The organism is Rhodopseudomonas palustris, assembly GCF_003591005.1.
Classification (GTDB): Bacteria; Pseudomonadota; Alphaproteobacteria; order Rhizobiales; family Xanthobacteraceae; genus Rhodopseudomonas; species Rhodopseudomonas palustris_K.
Genome location: NZ_QYYD01000010.1, coordinates 148,421 through 169,130 on the forward strand (window position 1 = coordinate 148,421; position 20,710 = coordinate 169,130).

19 protein-coding genes and 1 tRNA gene are annotated in these 20,710 nt (G+C 66.4%); 12 read left to right on the forward strand and 8 right to left on the reverse strand.

The window, feature by feature from the left end; translation table 11 throughout:
* Nucleotides 1-65 precede the first annotated feature (65 nt).
* On the forward strand, nucleotides 66-995 hold the full coding sequence (locus D4Q52_RS11740; protein ID WP_119856734.1) for a LysR substrate-binding domain-containing protein: 930 nt from the start codon (nucleotides 66-68) through the stop codon (nucleotides 993-995).
* Nucleotides 996-1,026: 31 nt separating this feature from the next.
* On the opposite strand, the gene D4Q52_RS11745 is transcribed toward D4Q52_RS11740, so the two are convergent.
* Both D4Q52_RS11745 and D4Q52_RS11750 read right to left on the reverse strand, forming a co-directional pair.
* Nucleotides 1,027-1,239 carry a hypothetical protein gene (locus tag D4Q52_RS11745; protein ID WP_119856735.1) on the reverse strand — a complete coding sequence of 71 codons (213 nt, stop codon included), beginning with the start codon at nucleotides 1,237-1,239 and terminating at the stop codon, nucleotides 1,027-1,029.
* Nucleotides 1,240-1,406: 167 nt separating this feature from the next.
* Nucleotides 1,407-1,481: transfer RNA gene (locus tag D4Q52_RS11750), tRNA-Gln, on the reverse strand.
* Nucleotides 1,482-1,684: 203 nt separating this feature from the next.
* Here D4Q52_RS11750 and D4Q52_RS11755 point away from each other — a divergent pair.
* The 3 genes from D4Q52_RS11755 (at nucleotide 1,685) to D4Q52_RS11765 (ending at nucleotide 5,263) form a co-directional block, all read left to right on the forward strand.
* Entirely contained in the window at nucleotides 1,685-3,466 is a 1,782-nt protein-coding gene (locus D4Q52_RS11755) for an acyl-CoA dehydrogenase (protein ID WP_119856736.1), read from the forward strand.
* Nucleotides 3,467-3,649: 183 nt separating this feature from the next.
* Nucleotides 3,650-4,411 (forward strand): crotonase/enoyl-CoA hydratase family protein, encoded by a 762-nt coding sequence (locus D4Q52_RS11760; protein WP_119856737.1) that lies wholly within the window; start codon nucleotides 3,650-3,652, stop codon nucleotides 4,409-4,411.
* Between the two features lie 72 nt (nucleotides 4,412-4,483).
* Nucleotides 4,484-5,263, forward strand: a complete 780-nt coding sequence (locus tag D4Q52_RS11765; protein WP_119856738.1) for an IclR family transcriptional regulator — start codon at nucleotides 4,484-4,486, stop codon at nucleotides 5,261-5,263.
* Between the two features lie 250 nt (nucleotides 5,264-5,513).
* Here the strand turns inward: D4Q52_RS11765 and D4Q52_RS11770 are convergent, their stop codons facing one another.
* The 4 genes from D4Q52_RS11770 to D4Q52_RS11785 all read right to left on the reverse strand — a co-directional run bounded on the left by D4Q52_RS11770 (nucleotide 5,514) and on the right by D4Q52_RS11785 (nucleotide 9,433).
* Entirely contained in the window at nucleotides 5,514-6,272 is a 759-nt protein-coding gene (locus D4Q52_RS11770; RefSeq protein WP_119856739.1) for an SDR family NAD(P)-dependent oxidoreductase, read from the reverse strand.
* Nucleotides 6,269-7,516 (reverse strand): ABC transporter substrate-binding protein, encoded by a 1,248-nt coding sequence (locus D4Q52_RS11775; RefSeq protein ID WP_119856740.1) that lies wholly within the window; start codon nucleotides 7,514-7,516, stop codon nucleotides 6,269-6,271. Before D4Q52_RS11775 ends, D4Q52_RS11770 begins: the two co-directional genes overlap by 4 nt.
* Before the next feature lie 93 nt (nucleotides 7,517-7,609).
* Nucleotides 7,610-8,401 (reverse strand): acetoacetate decarboxylase family protein, encoded by a 792-nt coding sequence (locus D4Q52_RS11780; protein ID WP_210210137.1) that lies wholly within the window; start codon nucleotides 8,399-8,401, stop codon nucleotides 7,610-7,612.
* A gap of 582 nt (nucleotides 8,402-8,983) precedes the next feature.
* Nucleotides 8,984-9,433: a hypothetical protein gene (locus D4Q52_RS11785; RefSeq protein ID WP_234831154.1), complete on the reverse strand. Its 450-nt coding sequence runs from the start codon at nucleotides 9,431-9,433 to the stop codon at nucleotides 8,984-8,986.
* Nucleotides 9,434-9,668: 235 nt separating this feature from the next.
* Between D4Q52_RS11785 and D4Q52_RS11790 the strand changes: the two genes are divergently transcribed.
* The 8 genes from D4Q52_RS11790 to D4Q52_RS11825 all read left to right on the forward strand — a co-directional run bounded on the left by D4Q52_RS11790 (nucleotide 9,669) and on the right by D4Q52_RS11825 (nucleotide 19,625).
* Entirely contained in the window at nucleotides 9,669-11,357 is a 1,689-nt protein-coding gene (locus tag D4Q52_RS11790; protein WP_119856801.1) for a bifunctional metallophosphatase/5'-nucleotidase, read from the forward strand.
* A 112-nt stretch (nucleotides 11,358-11,469) separates the two neighbouring features.
* Nucleotides 11,470-12,402 carry a histone deacetylase family protein gene (locus D4Q52_RS11795; protein WP_119856742.1) on the forward strand — a complete coding sequence of 311 codons (933 nt, stop codon included), beginning with the start codon at nucleotides 11,470-11,472 and terminating at the stop codon, nucleotides 12,400-12,402.
* 64 nt (nucleotides 12,403-12,466) lie between these two features.
* A complete protein-coding gene (locus D4Q52_RS11800; RefSeq protein WP_119856743.1) occupies nucleotides 12,467-12,715 on the forward strand; it encodes an exodeoxyribonuclease VII small subunit in 249 nt (82 codons plus the stop codon).
* Nucleotides 12,716-13,175: 460 nt separating this feature from the next.
* Complete coding sequence (dxs, locus tag D4Q52_RS11805) at nucleotides 13,176-15,092, forward strand: 1-deoxy-D-xylulose-5-phosphate synthase (RefSeq protein ID WP_182915293.1); 1,917 nt, start codon at nucleotides 13,176-13,178, stop codon at nucleotides 15,090-15,092.
* Nucleotides 15,093-15,298: 206 nt separating this feature from the next.
* On the forward strand, nucleotides 15,299-15,862 hold the full coding sequence (locus D4Q52_RS11810; protein ID WP_119856745.1) for a nucleoside 2-deoxyribosyltransferase: 564 nt from the start codon (nucleotides 15,299-15,301) through the stop codon (nucleotides 15,860-15,862).
* 2 nt (nucleotides 15,863-15,864) lie between these two features.
* Nucleotides 15,865-16,605 carry a TlyA family RNA methyltransferase gene (locus D4Q52_RS11815; protein WP_119856746.1) on the forward strand — a complete coding sequence of 247 codons (741 nt, stop codon included), beginning with the start codon at nucleotides 15,865-15,867 and terminating at the stop codon, nucleotides 16,603-16,605.
* 308 nt (nucleotides 16,606-16,913) lie between these two features.
* A complete protein-coding gene (locus D4Q52_RS11820) occupies nucleotides 16,914-18,329 on the forward strand; it encodes an MATE family efflux transporter (protein WP_119856747.1) in 1,416 nt (471 codons plus the stop codon).
* A gap of 57 nt (nucleotides 18,330-18,386) precedes the next feature.
* Nucleotides 18,387-19,625 carry a class I SAM-dependent RNA methyltransferase gene (locus D4Q52_RS11825; RefSeq protein WP_119856748.1) on the forward strand — a complete coding sequence of 413 codons (1,239 nt, stop codon included), beginning with the start codon at nucleotides 18,387-18,389 and terminating at the stop codon, nucleotides 19,623-19,625.
* A 139-nt stretch (nucleotides 19,626-19,764) separates the two neighbouring features.
* Here D4Q52_RS11825 and D4Q52_RS11830 read toward each other — a convergent pair whose 3' ends face one another.
* Both D4Q52_RS11830 and D4Q52_RS11835 read right to left on the reverse strand, forming a co-directional pair.
* A complete protein-coding gene (locus tag D4Q52_RS11830) occupies nucleotides 19,765-20,175 on the reverse strand; it encodes a cell division protein ZapA (protein WP_119856749.1) in 411 nt (136 codons plus the stop codon).
* Complete coding sequence (locus D4Q52_RS11835) at nucleotides 20,172-20,501, reverse strand: DUF4164 domain-containing protein (RefSeq protein WP_119856750.1); 330 nt, start codon at nucleotides 20,499-20,501, stop codon at nucleotides 20,172-20,174. The genes D4Q52_RS11830 and D4Q52_RS11835 overlap by 4 nt, the downstream gene beginning before the upstream one ends.
* Between the last annotated feature and the right edge of the window lie 209 nt (nucleotides 20,502-20,710).

Sequence of the window (20,710 nt, forward strand, 5' to 3'; positions counted from 1 at the left end):
GCCGCGGGCGGGCAACTGTGCATCGGTTATTGCATCATTACTTTTTGTAATGCTACGCTGCGGTCATGGCCGAGAAGGAAATCCCGCAGTCCGAATGGCTGCCGCCGCTCAATCCGCTGCACGTGTTCGAGGTCGCGGCCCGGCTCGGCAGCTTCACCAAGGCGGCCGAGAAGCTGCGCGTGACCCAGCCGGCGATCAGCCGGCAGGTGCGCACGCTCGAAGATTTTCTCGGCGTGCGCTTGTTCGAGCGCGACCAGCAGGGCATCCGGCTGACGCCGGCCGGCGAACAGTTTCAGCGCGAGATCTCGCCGGCGTTCCATATCATCCGGACCGCGGCGGCTAACCTCAAGGAGACCCGCAAGGTCGAGCCGCTCAAGATCCGCGCCTACACGACCTTCGCGTCGAAATGGCTGATCCAGCGGCTGCCGGCCTTTCACGTCGCGCATCCGAACATCCGGCTGAACATCAGCAACGTCGTCGCCCCGATCGACTTCGCCAAGGACCGCGTTGATCTCGCGATCCAGTTCGGCGACGGCAACTGGCCGGGCGTCGTGTCGGAATTGCTGTTCACCGATCTCATTCAGCCGGTGTGCAGCCCGAAACTACTGAAGAGCGTGCGGCTCACGGAAATCGACGATCTGCGCAATGTGCAGATGCTGCACTCGCATTATCGCCGCACCGACTGGCACGACTGGCTGGCCGCCGTGAACCGCACCGATCTCATCACCAGCAACGAGATCAGCTTCTCATCGTCCATCCTGACCTATCAGGCCGCCGCCGAGGGCGTCGGCGTCGCGATCGGCCAGATCCATCTGCTGCGCAACGAAATCACCGACGGAACGCTGGTGCCGCTGTTCGACGCGCCGTTCGAGCGCAAGCTGGCGCACTACGTGGTGCGCCCGAAAGGCCGCCCGCTCAACCGCAAGGCGCGCAGCTTCCTGAATTGGCTGCGCAAAAGCATGGACGAATTCGCAGCCGCCGCTCCTGGACGCTAGTGGCAGGACTGACCACCGGCACGGGCAACGACTAGCCGCTCGGCGCCTCGGTGGCGTCATCCTCCGGCTCAGGCAGCATGCCGCTGCCCGGCGTCTTGCTCTCGTCGGTCAATTCGGGCTCGGCGTGCGGGCCGGCAGGATTGGGATCCTTCCGCCCGTCGGAGCCTCCACTGGCGGACGACCTGGGCGCACCACCATCCCGGGTTGGCTGCGGCTCTGTCTTGCCCGAGTTGCGCTCCACCATCTTCACACTCCTGCTCGCTTGAACCTACGCCGGGCTGCGCTGACGCGGCATCCACCCGGCTGCACGAGCAACCATCGGCGGATCGCGTCAGTTCCTCGTCAAGCACAGCGGAATTGGCAAGCACTGCGCAGGAGCGCGCGAAGATGAACATAAGTCATTGATAACATTGGCTGGGGCGGGAGGGATCGAACCTCCGCATGGGGGAATCAAAATCCCCTGCCTTACCGCTTGGCTACGCCCCAACGCGCAGCGGCCGCTTCGGGGCGGCCGCCGGCGGAATCATGGTCCGGCTCCGCCGGTCTATAGAGCCGGCGGCGAGTTTTCAACCGCCCCGGCCGGCCAGGGGCCGGCGAAATTCCGCTCCTGCGGCAGCGTGACGAAAGGTTGAGAGCGGGCGGTTTTCATGGAAGAAGGCGGCCAGTGCTCCGTCAGCCGGGATCCTCACATGACCTATCGCGCTCCGATCGACGACATCCTGCTCTCCCTCAACCACGGCGCGGGCCTGCAGGCCGCGGTGGCGGCCGGGCATCTCGGCGACTACGACGGCGACATCACCGCGCAGGTGCTGGAAGAGGCCGGCAAATTCGCCGGCGACATCCTGGCGCCGCTGAACCGCGTCGGCGACAAGCATGGCATCAAGCTCGAGCACAACGCCGTCACCACCGCGCCGGGCTGGCCGGATGCCTATCAGCGCTGGATCGCGGCGGGCTGGAACGCGGTGTCCGGGCCGGAGGAATTCGGCGGCCAGGGCCTGCCGGCGGCGCTCAATGCGGTCTGCACCGAGCTGTGGGCGTCGTCCAACATGGCGTTCGGGCTGTGCCCGCTGCTGACGCTGTCGGCGATCGACGCGCTGCATGCGCATGGCAGCGACGAGCTGAAAGAGGTCTATCTCGGCAAGCTGGTGTCGGGCGAATGGACCGGCACCATGCAGCTGACCGAGCCGCAGGCCGGCTCCGACGTCGGCGCGCTGCGCACCCGCGCCGAGCGCGCCGCCGACGGCAGCTACAAGCTGTTCGGCAGCAAGATCTTCATCACCTACGGCGACCACGACATGACCGACAACATCGTGCATTTCGTGCTCGCCCGCCTGCCCGACGCGCCCGCCGGCACCAAGGGCATCTCGCTGTTTCTGGTGCCGAAGTTTTTGGTCAACGGTGACGGCACGCTGGGCAAGCGTAACGACATCTTCCCGAGCGGCGTCGAGCACAAGCTCGGCATCCACGCGTCGCCGACTTGCACCATGCAAATGGGCGACCAGGGCGGCGCGATCGGCTATCTGATCGGCGAGGAAAATCGCGGCATGCAGTGCATGTTCACGATGATGAATCAGGCCCGGCTCGGCGTCGGCCTCGAGGGCGTCGGCATCGCCGATCGCGCCTATCAGCAGGCGCTGGCCTATGCGCAGGAGCGCAAGCAGGGCCGCGCCATCGGCAGCGACAGCAAGGGCTCCGATCCGATTATCAAGCACCCCGACGTCAAGCGCATGCTGCTGACGATGCGGGCGCTGACCGGCGCGGCCCGGACGATCTGCTACGCGACCGCGGTGGCGCTGGATATCGCCGCGCGTAGCAGCGATGCGAAAGTGCGTGCCGCCGCCGCCGCGCGCGCCGCGCTGCTGACGCCGATCGCCAAGGCGTTCTCGACCGACATTGGCACCGAGGTCGCCTCGCTCGGCGTGCAGATCCACGGCGGCATGGGCTTCATCGAGGAAACCGGCGCCGCACAGCATTATCGCGACGCCCGCATCGCGCCGATCTACGAAGGCACCAACGGCATCCAGGCGATCGACCTTGTCACCCGCAAGCTCGGTGTGAACGGCGGCGAGTCGGTGTGGACGCTGCTCGGCGAACTCGACCTGATCATCAAGGACGTCGAGGCCAGCAATGATCCGGCGTTCGGCGCCACTGGTCCGCGGCTGCGCGATGCGCTCGAGGCGCTGACCCGCGCCAGCAAGTATCTGCTCGACAAGCTCGGCTCGTCGACCAATGACGCGCTGGCCGGCGCGACGCCGTATCTGCGGCTGTTCGGCGCGACGCTGGGCGGCTGCTCGCTCGCCGCCGAAGCGCTGGCGGCGCGCAATCTCGAGGGCGTTGCCGAGCCGGCGCGCTATGTCGCGCTGGCGCGGTTCTTCGCCGAGAGCGTGGCGGTGCAGGCCGGCGCGCTGGAGCGCAATGTGGTCGACGCCGCCGCCGGGCTGCAGAATGCCGACGCGGTGCTGACCGCCTGAGGCGGCCGCCTTTGAGCTCGTGGCAGTCCCGGGCACGCCGCCTGCGCGGCCCGGCTCGTCCGCCAACCGGTTGAAAACCGGGTCGTTCGTCGCGCCGGTTCTGGCGACCGCGGCGATCGTGTACAGTCGCGGCACATCGGCTGCATTGACGGTGGCCAGGCAAACTGGGTTGGGGGAAGGTTCATGACGGAACATCTGATCGTCACCGATGAGGACGCCACGCGCGTCGTCACCATGCGCCGGCCTGAGAAGAAGAACGCCCTGACGCAGGACATGTACCGGGCGATGAGCGACGCCATCGACACCGCGCAGAACAATCCGGACATCCGCTGCCTGATCATCACCGGTGGCTCGGGCGTGTTCACCGCCGGCAACGATCTCGACGATTTCCTCAAAGCCGGCACCGACACCAGCGGCGCCGCCCGCGGCAATGCCGCGACCAAGTTTCTCTACTCGTTGGCCCACAACGTGAAGCCGATCATCGCCGCGGTCGACGGCATCGCCATCGGCATCGGCACCACGCTGCTGTTTCACTGCGACTACGTGCTGGCCTCGACCACCGCGACGTTCTCGACGCCGTTCATCCAGCTCGGCCTGGTGCCGGAAGGCGCCTCCAGCCTGCTCGCGCCGCGCACCATGGGCCATCAGCGCGCTTTCGGCATGCTGGTGATGGGCCACAAGGTGACGGCCGAACAGGCCCGCGAGGCCGGCTTCGTCAACGCCGTGGTGGCGCCCGGCCACACCGAGGAGGAAGCCCGCAAGGCCGCCCGCGAAATCTGTGCGCTGCCGGCCGAAGCCGTCGCCCTCTCCCGCAAACTGCTGCGCCCCGCGCCGGACGAAATCGTCCGCCGCATCGATCAGGAGAGCCATTTGTTCGGCGAGCGGATGAAGTCGGCCGAAGCGGTGAGCGCGTTTCAGCGGTTCTTTCAGCGCAAGCGAGGCTGAGAGCCGCTATCAACGCGTCAGCCGCCTCGTGTCGTTTGTTAGATCGCTCCATCGGACCACGCCCCACCCCGCATGACCAAGCCGGAAGCCAAGAACCAGCCGACCGCGCCTGCGCTGGAAAAGGGGCTCGATCTGCTCGAGGCGCTCGCCACGGAATCGCGCGGCCTCACCCAGCGGCAATTGGCCGAGCGGGTCGGCCGCTCGGTGGGCGAGATCTTTCGCATGCTGGTGGCGCTGGAGCGGCGCGGCTATGTGGCGCGCGATCCCTCCACCGGCGAATACGCGCTGACGCTCAAGCTATTCCGCATCGCCTCGCAACATCCGCCGACCGAGCGGCTGCTGAAATCCGCGCTGCCGGTGATGGAGCAACTCGCCGCCAAGGTTCAGCTCTCGTGTCACATCACGGTGCTGCACGGCGAGCAGTTCATGGTGATCGCGCGGATCGAGCCGGAATGGCTGATGGGCTGGTCGGTCAAGGCCGGCACGGTGTTCCCGCTGTCGCAGCAATATCCGTCCGCCAAGGTCCTGGCGGCCTTTCAGCACCCCGGCCGCCGCGACGAACTCGCCCAGGTGATCGCCGACAATGATCACGTCAGCCTGCGCAAGGCGCTCGCCGCGCTCGATCGGATCTCCGCCGAGGGTGGCAATTTCTCCAACGACGACGGCTACACGCGCATCCTTGCGTATTGCTGCCCGATCATCGATTCGACCGGCCGCGCCGTCGCAGCGCTGACCGTGCCGCTGGTGCGCCAGGACCGCATCCCGAAAGCCGAAGCCGCAGCCATCGCCGCCGAACTCCGTGCCGCTGCGGCCACGTTGTCGGAACGGATCGGCGGCGGCGGCGGGGCGTAAAGTCGTTTGATCGCGCGCAGTCACTGCCATCATCCTAATCAGCAATGAGTCCCGTCATGGCCGGGCTTGTCCCGGCCATCCACGCCTTCTCTGCATTTCCGTCAGCAAGGCGTGGATGCCCGGCACAAGGCCGGGCATGACGCGTGGATAGGAAAATGCCTGATTTTAAAGGACGCGCTTACGGCCAGGCTCTCAGAATGAGGAGCCAGTGCAGTGGATAGTCCGGATCGCTTCGACTCTCGAAGAGGCCTTACGCCACCGTGATCCCGCCATCGACCACCCAGGCCGCGCCGTTGACGTGGCGAGTTTGGTCGGAGGCCAGCAGCGCGACCACAGCGGCAACGTCGTCGGGGTGGCCGTAGGGCGCCGACCCGGCGCGCGCCAACGCGCCGCCGTCATTGCCGGCCATGCGGTTGAGGTCGCGGATCATCCGCGACTCGATCGGCCCCGGCAGCACGGCGTTGACGCGGATCGATGTGCCGATCAGTTCGAGCGCGGCGATTCGCGTCAGGCCGAGCACGGCGTGCTTCGACGCGACGTAGCCGGCGAGCCCGGCACGGCCACGGATCGCCGAGGTCGAGGCGGTGTTGATGATCGCGCCGTGGCCGCGCTGGCGCATCCGCGGAAGGACGTAGTGAAGACCGAGAAAGATGCCCCGGACGTTGACCCGCATGACGCGGTCGAACATCTCGACCGGATACTCGCCGAGCGGCGCCACCACGCCCTCGATCCCGGCATTGTTGGCAAACACACCGATCGGGCCGAGCTGCTGCTCGACCGTTTCGACATAGCCCGCGGCATCAGTCTCGTCGGACACATCGGCGCGGATCGCCAGCGCCCGGCGGCCGAGGGCCTCGACAGCGGCGGCGGTCTGCTCCGCAGCCGCAAAGTCGAGATCGACCACCGCCACGGCGCCCGCCGACCCAGCGAGGCGCAGCGCGATCGCCCGGCCGATTGCGCCGCCGCCGCCGGTGACAAGCGCGACGGAATTTTCAGCTGCGACCGTCATGATTTGACGAAGTCACAGCCGCCTTCCTGCAGCGGCCGCCAGGCTTCCTCGGGCGGGATGGTCTTGACCAGCTTGTAATAGTCCCACGGATATTTCGATTCCGCCGGCTTCTTCACCTCGAACAGATACATGTTGTGCAGCTTGCGGCCATCGGCGCGGATGCTGCCCTTGCCGAACAGCGGATCGTCGGTCGGCAGCGCCTTCATCTTCTCGATGACTGCCTTGCCATCGTTCGAAGCGCCGAGCGCATCGACGGCCTTGAGATAGTGCAGCGTCGCGCCGTAAGCGCCGGCCTGCAGCGCGGTCGGGTAGCGGCCATTGTTGAGAGCGGCGAAGCGTTTGGACCATGTCCTGGTGCTGTCGTTCTGATCCCAATAGAACGATTCGGCGAATTGCAAGCCCTGCGCCACGCTGAGGCCGAGCGAATGCACGTCGCTGAGATACAGCACCATCGCGACCACCCGCTGATCGCTCTGGGTGATGCCGAATTCGACCGCCTGCTTGATCGACGTGATGGTGTCGCCGCCGGCATTGATCAGCGCGATCACCTGCGCCTTGGAGGCCTGCGCCTGCAGCAGGAACGAGGAAAAGTCCTGCGTGTTGATCGGCACGCGCACGCCGCCGACCACCGAGCCGCCCTGCTGCGCGACGATCCGCCTGATGTCCTGCTCCATCGCGTGCCCGAACGCGTAGTCCGCGGTGAGCGCGAACCAGCTCTTGCCGCCCTCGGCCACCACGGCGCGAGCGGAGCCGGTCGTCAGCCCGTAGGTGTCATAAGTCCAATGCACCAGATTCGGCGAGCAGCTCTTGCCGGTGAGGTCGGACGACGACGACGCCGACACCAGCATCGCCTTGTTCTTCTGCTGCACGATGTTACGCACGGCGAGCGCGACCGCCGAATTCGGCAGATCGACCACGACGTCGACACCGCTACGGTCGATCCACTCGCGCGCGATGTTGGCGCCGAGATCGGCCTTGTTCATATGATCGCCGCTGATCACTTCGATCGGCCGCTTCGACTGCCGCGGGCCGGCGAGGAAGTCTTCGACGGCCAGCTTGGCGGCCAGCACCGAGCCCGGCCCCGTCGTGTCGGCATAGAGGCTCGACATGTCCGTCAGCACGCCGACCCGCAGCGGCGCGTCGTCCGCCGCGGCGGCCTTCAGGCCGGCGCCGGCTGCCAGCGTTAGTCCCCCCGCCCCCGCCAGAAAGCGGCGACGGCTGATCGGCCACACTGCGTTGGTCATCCTCACCTCCCTGTGCCGGCGCTTGCTCCGCGCCGGCTTGATATGGCCCGCAGCTACTTTGGCGTGCGGGTCTCGTTGCTGGATCAGCCTCGCTTACGGAATTAATCGCGCGAGCAACCGGCGGTCCTCGACCTCGAAGCCGCCGCCATAGACGTCCGACACCATGAAGTGGGCGCCGAGGATCTCCGGCTGCAGCTCGGCGATCGGATCGTAGATGCTCGGATGCAGCGTCATCGACGCGCGGCCCGGCTTCGGCACGGAGTATTTCAGCGGCGTGCGTCGATAAGCGACGTCCGCATAGGCGGTTTCCAGACGCTCCGGATGCGGCAGGCGGCGGACATGGATCTCGCCGGCCGGCAACTGATCGCCATCGACAATGCGCACCGTCGGAGCCGCCGGATCCGGCGCGAAGCTGAATTCGGCCAGCGGAATCTTGCGCCGCGTCACCGAGCCGGCGATCGAGCCGTCGGCGCGCTCCTCGAACGTATAGTTGGCGTCCTTCTTGGTGTAGCCGAACACTTCGCGCCCGGCGCAGATGCCCATCGGATCGCTGCAATACATGAAGATGTGCGTCTCGGTGAACAGATCCTGATAGCGCACCGCGACGCTGACCATGAGATCGAACATCTCGCCGGAATGCACCGCCAGCGAATGCCCCGGCGACGTCATGAAGCGGAACGCGACCCGGTCGTTGACCAGCTCGAACGGCGTGTCCGAAAGCAGCGTCCGCAGCTTGGCCGGATCGACCCGCGTCATGATCTCGACAGTGCGCAACGTGCAGCCCCACTCCACCGGATAGGCCGGCGAATAAGGCGGATTGACGCCGCTGTTCGGCTTCAACTGGTAGTCGCCGAACATCCGGCGGGCGTTGTCAACGTCGGTCACGGGCGGTCTTTCTCTGCAGGGAACGATGGCCGCGCAAGACAGATCGAACGCGCAACATCCCTGGACGGGATCGCGACCGGCAGCCTTGAGCGTTCCATATATGATTCTATCATTGCATATATGAAATCGGCGATTGCGTGCGATGTCAAGTGAGACGGGGCACGCCGGCGCAGCGGGCAAGCGAGAAGACGATGCGCACTCCGATTGGAGCACGCCCATTTCGTGCAGAAAGTCCGACCGAAAACGAAGACAGCAGCAACTGCCGTCATTGCGAGCGAAGCGAAGCAATCCAGACGCTCCTCGCAATGACGACGTTCATGCCCTCGTTTCACGGATCGAATTTTCGATCCGACGTTGAAAGCCAGGCAGGGATACGCGCTGCAGACTCGGGTACGTTCGTTTCCCCGCGTCATGCCCGGCCTCGTGCCGGGCATCCACGCCTTGCTGATGGAGATGCAGAAAAGGCGTGGATGGCCGGGCCTTCGCCGCGCCGAAGCGGCTTCGGCCGCGCAGGCGGGACGAGCCCGGCCATGACGAAGGAGAGTGCGCGGGACTACACGTTCGAAGAGGCGGCCGCGCGAACTACTTCCTCCTTACGCCGAACACCTGATCGCTGAACGGGTTCATCTCGGGGGTCCTCAGTTCGATGAAGCCCAGCTTCAGCTCGCGGTGGCAGGAATTGCAGCCCGTTGTCAGTTCGCCATAGGCCTTGACGAACGCCTTGCTGTCCTCCGCGGCGATCGCTGCCGTCATCGCGTCGATCGGCTTGGCCATGGTGGTGATGTCATTGACCGGGAGGCTCTGGTAGAGCGAGGCGGCGTCCTGCAGGCGGGTCTTGATCTGGCGGGTCTGGTACGCGGCGAGTTTCCAGTTTCCCGTGATGCCGGCGAACCACAGCTTGATGTGACGCGCCTGCGCGGCCTCCATCAGATCCGCGAGGCGCGGGTTGCCGGGCCGGACGCCTTCGGCCGCCTGCTGCGCAGTCGCAGGGAGTAAGGCGGCGGCAAGCGACAGCGAGGCGGCGACCAGCATGGCGACCAAGGTGATCGGTGTTGCGCGCATAACTCACCTCTTCGAGTGAACCGCCGATCGCACGGCGAGATGGGCTGACCTCACCACCTCGGCCGCGAAGCCGCGTTGCGCTTGCTCAACATCCGCCGGGAATCGGGCTCAGCGGCAGTTGGCCGCGCCGGCCGGCCGCAACAAAGCGGTTGCCAGCCATGCCGGCCTGCGCCATGTCCGCCGGGCCATAGCTGCCGGATCGTCGATGTCCCTCGCCCGCCTTGCCCTGCTCGCGCCCGTGATGGCGCTGGCGCTAGCCACGCCCGCCGCTGCCGACCCGCAATCGGCGGCCGCGGCCGCGCCGGTCGAGGTCCGCCTCCTCGCCATCAACGACTTCCACGGCTACCTGCAGCCGCCGTCCTCCGGTCTCGTCACGCCGGATCCCGCCGACCCGGCCAAGACGATCAGCACACCGGCCGGCGGCGCCGAGCACATGGCGACGCTGGTCCAGCACCTCCGCGAGGGACACGCCAACAGCATCTTCGTCGCGGCCGGCGATCTGATCGGCGCCAGCCCGTTTCTGTCGGCGATGTTTCACGACGAGCCGACCATCGAGTCGATGTCGCTGATGGGGCTGGCGCTGTCGGCGGTCGGCAATCACGAATTCGACGAGGGCAAGACCGAGCTGCTGCGGATGCAGAACGGCGGCTGCCATCCGGTCGACGGCTGCATGGGGCCGCATAAGTTTACCGGGGCCAAATTCCAGTATCTCGCGGCGTCGACCATCGACACCGCGACCGGCAAGCCGATCCTGCCGCCTTATGCGATCCGCGAGTTCGGCGGTATTCCGATCGCGTTTATCGGGCTCACGCTGAAGGCGACGCCGACCATGGTGTCGCCGCCCGGCGTCGCCGGGCTGCAATTTCTCGACGAAGCCGACGCCGTCAACGCGCAGGTCGCCGAGCTGAAGGCGCGCGGCGTCGAGGCGATCGTGGTGCTGATCCACGAGGGCGGCTTTCCGAGCGGCGGAATCAATGAGTGCCCGGGGATCTCCGGGCCGATCGTCGAGATCGTCAGGAAGTTCGACAGGGCGGTCGACCTGGTGATCAGCGGCCACACCCACCGCGCCTACACCTGCACCATCGACGGCCGCCTGGTCACCAGCGGTGACAAATACGGCACGCTGGTCACCGCGATCGACCTGCAGCTCGATCCGGCGACGCGCGATATCGCCAGCGCCAAGGCCGACAACGTCATCGTCCACACCTCGCTGGCGAAGGATCCGGCGCAGACCGCGCTGATCGAGGCCTACAACAGGCTCGCCGGGCCGATCGCGGCGCGGCCGGCGGGCGCCGTGGCGGCAGCGCTGTCGCGGGTGCCGAATGCGGCCGGCGAAAGCGCGCTCGGCGATCTGGTCGCCGACGCCCAGCTCGCCGCGACGCGCGATCCGGAAACCGGCGGCGCCGAGCTGGCGATCACCAACCCGGGCGGCCTGCGCGCCGATATCAACGGCGCGGCGCACGGCGAGCCGCCGTTCCGTGTGACGTTCGGCGATGTCTTTGCCGCGCAACCGTTCCGCAATCAGCTGGTGACGATGACGCTGAGCGGCGCGCAGCTGAAAGCAGCACTGGAGCTGCAGTGGCAGGATCCGGCGCGGCCGCGCATCCTGCCGGTGTCGCGCGGCTTCAGCTACGCGTGGGACAATACCGCTGCGCCGGGGCAGCGCATCCTCGCCGATCGCATGATGTTGAACGGCAAGCCGGTCGCGCCGGACCGCAACTATCGCGTGACCGTGAATCAGTATCTGGCGTCCGGCGGCGACGGCTTTGCGCCGTTTGCGCAAGGCACCGAGCGGCTCACCGGCGTATACGACGTCGATGCGCTGTTCGGCTATTTCAAGGCACACAGCCCGATCACGCCCGCCGCCGCGGACCGCATTTTGCGATTGAATTAAGCTTTCGACGCGCTAAGCCTTAAGCGGCCCTTCCGTGGGATGCGGCGGGCACTTAAGTTCATCGATCGATATTGTTGTTGCTTCCTCTGATCGGACGTTCAGGCGCTCCCGAATGACCACGTTATTTCTGACGCATTCTGCGTGTCTCGAACATCATACGCCGGAGGGCCATCCCGAACGCGCCGAACGGCTGATCGCCGTCAACAAGACGCTGACCGCCGAGCGGTTCGCGACGCTGGCGCGCGGCGAGGCGCCGATCGGCTCGCTCGAACACATCGCGCTGTGTCACACCGATCACCATATCGTCGAGATGCGCCACATGTCGCCGTCGAGCGGCATCGTCTATGTCGACGGTGATACGTCGATGTCGCCGGGCACCTTCGAGGCCGCGCTGCGCGGCGTCGGCGGCGCGGTGTCGGCGGTCGATGCGGTGATGAAGGGGACGGCCGCCAATGCCTTCGTGGCGACGCGCCCGCCCGGCCACCATGCCGAAGTCACCAAACCGATGGGCTTCTGCTTCTTCGGCAATGCCGCGATCGCGGCGCGCTATGCGCAGCGCAAATACGGCATCGAGCGCGCCGCGGTGGTGGACTTCGACGTCCATCACGGCAACGGCACGCAGGACATCTTCTGGGGCGACCGCACCGTAATGTACTGCTCGACCCACCAGATGCCGCTATTCCCCGGCACCGGGTCGACCACAGAACGCGGCGAGCACGACAACATCGTCAACGCGCCGCTCGCTTCCGAGGATGGCGGCAAGGAATTCCGCCACGCCTTCGAGGCCGCGATCCTGCCGCAGCTCGAACGCTTCGCGCCGGAATTGATCGTGATCTCAGCCGGCTTCGACGCGCACTACCGCGATCCGCTGGCGAGCCTCAATCTGAAGGCCGAGGACTTCGCCTGGGTGACCCAGAAGCTGATGGACGTGGCGGACAAGACCGCCGGCGGCCGCATTGTCTCGGTGCTCGAGGGCGGTTATGACCTGCAGGGCCTGAGTGAATCGGTCGCCGCCCATGTCGGCGCCCTGATGGGCGCTGAATAGCGCTTCGGCCTCATCGCCTTATCATTGCCGCCGGCCGCGCCGCGGCGCACCCCAGGAGCCGCCGATGGCCGACGCCGCCGCCGATGTCAAAAAATTGAGCTTCGAGCGCGCCATGGAGGAACTCGAAACCATCGTCAAGCGACTCGAGGACGGCAAGGTTCCGCTTGAGGAGTCGGTGGCGATTTACGAGCGCGGTGAAGCACTTAAGCGGCGCTGCGAGGATCTGCTGCGGCAGGCGGAGGCCCGCGTGGACAAGATTACGACCGACGCCAGCGGCCAGCCCAGCGGAACCGAGCCGCTCGACGTCCAATAATCGGGCTGTTCAGCAAATCGACAGCTTTCCGGGTGTCATCTGGTGCCCAGGCACCCTACATCGAACCGGAGCTGGCGTGACCAACACACAACAGTGTGGTCGAAAACGTCACGGGATCGTCCCTCTTGGGCAAAAGTTTAAGCAGGCCGGCCAAGCGTTGGGCAGGCCCTGATTGGCTTTGAATTCAAGTTTGTGTAAGGGTATGAGCTTATGCGCCGAGGGTGACACTTGCCTGACGGCTAGTGTCAAGTTCGGTAGACGCATGCTGCCGTACTTACGTGATCCAGATTCAATGATCGAGATCACTCACGACGGTAGAGCGCTGCCGGGCTTCGATCGTTGATTTCTCCTGAACAAGGAGGCGGAAGCCTGGTGGGCTCCGCAGACAGGATAGTTCGGACCATTCGTCGCGGGCCTCACCAGCCCCATAGTCAAGACTGGGATTATCGCCGTGACCGAATTGAGTAAGACGCCGCTTCTCGACACCATCCGCACTCCGGAAGATCTCCGCAAGCTTCGAATCGACCAAGTTCGACAGGTTGCCGATGAATTGCGGCAAGAAACCATCGATGCGGTCTCGGTCACCGGCGGTCATTTCGGCGCCGGCCTCGGCGTGGTCGAGCTGACCACCGCGATCCATTACGTGTTCGATACCCCGCGCGACCGCCTGATCTGGGACGTCGGCCATCAGGCCTATCCGCACAAGATCCTGACCGGCCGCCGCGACCGCATCCGCACGCTGCGCACCCCGGGCGGCCTGTCCGGCTTCGCCAAGCGCACCGAAAGCGATTACGATCCGTTCGGCGCCGGCCATTCCTCGACCTCGATCTCGGCCGGCCTCGGCATGGCGGTGGCCAGCGAGCTGTCGGGCATCAAGAACAACGTCATCGCGGTGATCGGCGACGGCTCGATCTCGGCCGGCATGGCCTATGAGGCGATGAACAACGCCGGCGCGATGAACTCCCGCCTGATCGTCATTCTCAACGACAACAACATGTCGATCGCCCCGCCGGTCGGCGCGATGTCGTCGTATCTGTCGCGGCTGTATTCGGGCAAGACCTACCGGTCGCTGCGCGAGGCCGGCAAGCAGATCGGCAAGCATCTGCCCAAGGTGATCGCCGACCGCGCCGCCCGCGCCGAGGAATATTCCCGCGGTTTCATGATGGGCGGCGGTACGCTGTTCGAGGAGCTCGGCTTCTACTATGTGGGCCCGATCGACGGCCACAACCTCGACCACCTGCTGCCGATCCTGCAGAACGTCCGCGACGCCGACGCCGGCCCGTTCCTGATCCACGTCGTGACCCAGAAGGGTAAGGGCTACGGCCCGGCCGAGGCCGCGGCCGACAAGTATCACGCGGTGGTCAAGTTCGACATCGCGACCGGCGCGCAGTCCAAGGCGAAGTCGAACGCGCCGTCGTATCAGAACGTGTTCGGCCAGAGTCTGGTCAAGGAAGCCGAGAAGGACGACAAGATCGTCGGCATCACCGCCGCGATGCCGTCCGGCACCGGCATCGACATCTTCGAAAAGGCATTCCCGAAGCGCACCTTCGACGTCGGCATCGCCGAGCAGCACGCCGTGACCTTCGCGGCCGGCCTCGCCACCGAAGGCTATAAGCCGTTCTGCGCGATCTACTCGACCTTCCTGCAGCGCGCCTATGACCAGATCGTGCACGACGTCTGCATTCAGAACCTGCCGGTCCGCTTCGCGATCGACCGCGCCGGCCTGGTCGGCGCCGACGGCGCCACCCATGCGGGCTCGTTCGATAACGCCTATCTCGGCTGCCTGCCCAACATGGTGATCATGGCGGCGGCCGACGAGGCCGAGCTGGTGCACATGGTGGCGACCCAGGTGGCGATCAACGACCGGCCGAGCGCGGTGCGCTACCCGCGCGGCGAAGGCCGCGGCGTCGAGATGCCGGACGTCGGCGTCCCGCTGGAGATCGGCAAGGGCCGCATCGTCCGCCAGGGCAACAAGGTCGCGCTGCTGTCGTTCGGCACCCGCCTGGCCGAATGCGAGAAGGCCGCCGAGGAGCTGGCGACGCTTGGGCTCTCGACCACCGTGGCCGACGCGCGCTTCATGAAGCCGCTCGACCTCGACATGATCCTGAAACTCGCCAACGACCACGAGATTCTGCTGACCATCGAGGAAGGCTCGATCGGCGGCTTCGGCAGCCACGTGATGCAGGCGCTGGCCGACCACGGCAAGCTCGACGGCGAAGTGAAGATGCGCTCGATGGTGCTGCCCGACGTCTTCCTCGATCACGACACCCCGGCCGCGATGTACGCCCGCGCCGGCCTCGACGCCAAGGCGATCGTCAAGAAGGTGTTCGAAACCCTCGGCAAGGACGTTCAGGCCGAGACGTCGAAGCTGGCGTAGGCGACTTCCGCCGGATCGACGCACATCATCAACGTCATTGCGAGCGAAGCGAAGCAATCCAGCGCCGTGCACTGAGCTGGATTGCTTCGTCGCTACGCTCCTCGCAATGACGGAGAGATTTCCTTAGGGTCGGAAGTAGCCCAACAGCGGTGCTATTGGCTCTCCTGGCCAGGAAGTACCGCGGAGCTAGCCTGTCCCCGATTGCGATGACGACAATTTATCTCGCCGGTCCCGACGTCTTCTTGCTCGACGCCCTCGACGTTGGCCGGCGCAAGGTCGAACTCTGCGCGCGCTACGGGCTCACCGGTCTGTTCCCGCTCGACAACGCCGTCGCGCTCGCGGCGCATGATGCGTCGCTGCAGATCTTTCGCGGCAACGAGGCGATGATGGACCGCGCCGATGCGATCATCGCCAATCTGACGCCGTTCCGCGGGCCGAGTGCCGACGCCGGCACCGTGTACGAGCTCGGCTATATGGCCGGGCGCGGCAAGCTGGTGCTCGGCTATTCGAACGATCCGGCGAGCTACGTCGACCGCGTAGCGCGGTTCGAGACGATCAGCAACCGCGACGGCCTACTGATCGGCGCCGACGGGCTCGCCGTGGAGGATTTCGGCCTGCCCGATAATCTGATGCTGATGCATTGCCTGGAGCTGCACGGCGCTCCGCTAGTCACGCTGCCGGCCGCACCGGCTGATCTCTGGCACGATCTCACCGCGTTCGAAAGCTGCGTGCAGATCGCGGCGCAGCGGCTGCTGCGACAGGCGAACTAATCATGGCCCAGTCAAACGACACCCCGCCCCGCAAGCGCGCCGATGTCGTCCTTGTCGAGCGTGGCCTGTTCGAGAGCCGCGCACGGGCGCAGGCGGCGATCGAGGCCGGCCTGGTGTTCGCGGACGGCAAGCAAGTCACCAAGGTGTCCGAGCCGATCGCGCCCGACGCCAGCTTGCAGGCCGAGCCGGCGCATCCGTGGGTGTCGCGCGGCGGCGTCAAACTTGCCGGCGCGCTCGAGCGCTATCCGATCGAGATCGAGGACCACGTCTGCCTCGACGTCGGCTCCTCGACCGGCGGCTTCACCGAGGTGCTGCTGGCCGAGGGCGCGGCGCTGGTGTTCGCGGTCGATGTCGGCCGCGATCAGTTGCATCCGTCGCTGCGCGGCCATCCCAGGATCGTCTCGATGGAAGCCACCGACATCCGCAGCCTCGAAGGCAAACGCCTGCCGCAACGGCCGGATGTCGTCGTGATCGACGCCAGCTTCATTTCGCTGAAGCTGGTGCTACCCACCGCGCTGTCGCTCGCGGCAGCGCCGATGAGTCTGCTGGCGCTGATCAAGCCGCAATTCGAAGTGCCGTCGAAGCACGGCATCGTCCGCGACGCCAAGGCGCATCGGGCGGTGATCGACGACATCACCGCCTACGCCGCCTCGCTCGGCTGCACCGATATCGAGGTGTTCGCCTCGTCGATCGCCGGCGGCGACGGCAACACCGAATTCTTCCTCGCCGCACGGCGCGGCTGACGTCCTTTGCGCAGGTACCGACCTCATCCTGACAGCCTGCCTCAAACTCGGGCCGAGCTCTCAGCCACATTTTGCGGTCGGCTAATTTGCTCACAAACTCCGTCATGGCCGGGCTTGTCCCGGCCATCCACGCCTTCGCTGCGTTTCTTTCAGCAAGGCGTGGATGCCCGGCACAAGGCCGGGCATGACGCGTGGAGACGGGAGCGTTTAATTTCAAAGAACGCATTCCCGGTCAGGCTTTGAGTTTTCTAAGAGCTTCGCCTCAGCTTCGCAGTCGCACCAGTCTTACTCCCGCCGCAACTTCGGCTATGGTGCGCGGCATGACTCACCCTGGATCGGAGCTCAGCGCCGGCGCGTTTGCGCCGGCGAAATCGTCTGCGTGGCGGACGGAAGTCATCGAGACGCTGTGGCTCGCAGCGCCGATGGCGCTGACGCAGCTCGGCCAGATCGCCATGATGACCACCGACCTGGCGCTGATCGGCCGGCTCGGCGACCAATCCGTCGCCGCCGCCGCGCTCGCCCATACGGTGCTGTTCGCAACCTTCACGATGGGTCTCGGCCTGGTTTCGGCGGTGACGCCGCTGGCCGCGCAGGCGGTCGGCGCGCGCAATCCGCGGCAGGTGCGCGCCGCATTGCGGGTCGGGCTGTGGGCGACGGTGATCGCCGGCGTGCCGCTGACGATCGGGCAATTGTTCGGCGAACAGATGCTGCTCGGGCTCGGCCAGGATGCCGGGACGGCGAAGCTGGCCGGGCTGTATCTCGACGGCCTCGCCTGGTCGCTGCTGCCGTCGTGGATCTTCATCGCGCTGCGCGGCTTCATGGGCGCGGTGAACCGGCCGGAGCCGGCGCTGTGGATCATGCTGGCGGCGATCCCGATCAATCTCGGTCTGGCGTATCGGCTCATTCACGGCGGCTACGGCCTGCCGCAGCTCGGCATCTTCGGCGCCGGCCTCGCCACCGCGATCGTGGCGGTCGGCATGTGCGTGGCCGCCGCGATCGTCTGCGTCACCATGCGGCCGTTCCGGAAATATCGGGTGTTCGGCGAATTGTGGCGGCTGAACGGGCCGCTGATGGGCCGGCTGCTGCATCTCGGCTTGCCAATCTCGGGCGCCTCCTTGCTGGAATACGGCGTGTTCGGCGCCGCCGCGCTTCTGATGGGCCAATTCGGCACCACCGCGCTTGCTGCACACCAGATCGCCCTGCAGATCGCCGCCATCATGTTCATGGTGCCCATGGGCATCTCGATCGCCGCCACCGTGCGGGTCGGGCACGCGATCGGCCGCGCCGATGCGGAGGGGGCACGGCGTGCCGGCTTCGCGGCGATCACGATCGGCCTGGTGTTCATGACGGCGATGACGCTGCTGGTGGCGTTGACGCGGCACCAGATCCCAAACCTGTTCCTCGGCGACAGCGCGCAATCGGCCGCCACCGCGGAGCTGACCGCGGCGCTCTTGATCGTCGGCGCCAGCTTCTTCATCGCCGACGGCCTGCAGGTGGTCGCCAACGGCGCGCTGCGCGGCCGCAACGACACCGGCGTACCGCTGCTGTTCGCCGTGCTGTGTTTCTGGGTGATCGCGTTCCCGTGCTGCTGGCTGCTCGGCTTTACGGCCGGATATGGTCCCTTCGGCGTCTGGATCGGGCTGGCGATAGGGCTGATGGTATACGCCGCGCTGCTGGTGTGGCGTTTCCATCTCCTGAGCCGGACCGCGGTGCCGAGTGCGTAGCGAATTGTTGAACCGCACAGGTGTGAGGCCGGCCGCGACGCGCTATATCGCGTCGGCATGACCGAAATTCTCAAGATCGATCACGTCGGCCACCGCGGCGACGGCGTCAGCCTCGCCGCCAGCGGCACGCTGTATGTACCCTATGCGCTGGGAGGCGAGACGGTCGAGACGGCGCTGGTGTCGGGCCATCCCGATCGCCGCAAGCTGCTGCGCGTCGACATCGCCAGCCCGGAGCGGATCGAGCCGTTCTGCCCGCATTTCGGCGTCTGCGGCGGCTGCGCGATCCAGCACTGGCAGCACGATGCGTATCGCGCCTGGAAGCGCAATCTGGTGGTCGAAACTCTGGCGCAGGCGAGGATCGACTGCGAGGTCGCGCCGCTGATCGACGCCCACGGCGCCGGCCGCCGCCGCGTCACGCTGCATGCGCGCCGAGGCACGCACGACGTGCTCAAGGTCGGATTCAGTGCCCCGGCCAGTCACGACGTGGTAGCGATCGATCATTGCCCGATCCTGGATCCGGGCCTGAACGGTGCGATCGAGGCGGCATGGGCACTGGCCGAGGCGCTGACGCCTGTAGGCAAGCCGCTCGATATTCAGGTTACTGCCGCCGAGAACGGCCTCGATGTCGATGTGCGCGGCTCCGGCCCGCTGCCGTCGAAGATGATTGCGGCCCTGTCGAAGCTCGCCGAGCAGCACCGCCTGGCGCGGCTAACGCGGCACGGCGAGCTGGTGCTGATGCGGATGCCGCCGACCGTGATGATCGGTCCCGCGCGCGTCACGCTGCCGCCCGGCGCCTTCCTGCAGGCCACCGCGCTCGGCGAGCAGACGCTGGCCGATCTGGCCCTCGCCGAGATCAAGCGCGCCAAGCTGATCGCCGACCTGTTCTGCGGCGTCGGCCCGTTCGCGCTGCGTCTCGCCACCAAGGCGCGCGTGTTCGCCTGCGACAGCGATGCGCCGGCGGTGGCAGCGCTGCACAAGGCCGCGCAAGTGACCGCGGGCCTGAAGCCCATCAAGGCGGAGCCGCGCGATCTGTTTCGCCGCCCGCTGGCGCCGCCGGAGCTTCTCGATTTCGACGCCGTCTTGTTCGACCCGCCGCGCCAGGGCGCACAGGCCCAGGCCGCGCAGCTCGCGGCGAGCAAAGTGCCGCTGATCATCGCGGTGTCCTGCAACGCGCAGACGTTCGCGCGAGATGCAAGGCTGCTGATCGACGGCGGTTACCGGCTGGAGAAGGTGACGCCGGTCGATCAATTCAAATATACGCCGCATGTAGAATTAGTCGCGGCGTTCAGGAAGTAACGACGGCTCTTGGCCGCAAGCAACACCCTCTCCCCGTCATTGCGAGGAGCGCAGCGACGAAGCAATCCAGCGCCGTGCTCGGCGCTCCTGGATTGCTTCGCTGCGCTCGCAATGACGTGGAGAGGTCGGAGCGTAGTAACTACCCGATCGCGATCCCGCCGCCGATGGTGCGGTTCAGCACTTGGGTGGTGCGTTCGATGCGTTCGGCGGCGCTGTTCAGTGCGGCGGCGACGGCGCGATTTGTCGTGATGGTGCGCTCGACCGACTGGCTACGGTCTTCGCGTAGCGAGTCGATTTCCTGCTGAAGCGCGGCGAGGCGGCCGTTCACGTCGAGCAGTTCGTCGGCCATCATCAGCGCGGCCATCACGGTGAGGCGAGCGTCGCCGATCTCGCCGAAGCGGCCGCGCAAGCTCTGGATGCGGCTCTCCAGATTATCAGCGAGGCCGAGCAGTTGCGGCTCCTGGCCCGGCTCGCAGGCCATCCGATATTGCCGGCCGTTGATGGTGACGTTGACGTGGTTGGCCGAGCCGGCCGCGTCTTTCGCGCTCATGACGGCTCCTCCTCGGCGGGCTCGGTCTCGAGCACGGCCCGAATGGTGCCGATCGCCGAGTCGAGCCGCTGCGCGATTTCGCGATTGGTGCGCTCCAGCTTGCGGGTGCGCACCAGCGAGCCGTCGAGCTCGTCCGCGAGCCGCGAGCGGTCGGCGCCGAGCGCCTGAATCCGCGAAGCCAGCTCGTCCTCGTCGCGATCCGCCTCGGCGCGGCGCTCCACCGCGCCCTCCAACGCCTCAAGCGCCGCGGCAAGGCGGCGCGCGGCGGCGACGATCTCGGTGGGAGCCTGATCGGCGCTGATGGAACCGGCAGGACGATCGGTCATGGTCGCGCGACCCTCGCAGCTTCTCGCATCCAAACAAAAACCACGATTGGGCAAGCCCTTAGAGCACGAAATTTACGCAGCAAGGCAGCCGAGCGCAACGCTGCTGCTGGACTATGCACCATAAAGCGCGGCCCTCGGGTTGATCCGAGGCTCCTACCTTGGTGCCTGCACCGTGCATGACTGCCGCCGCCTTGGACTCGCCGGATCAT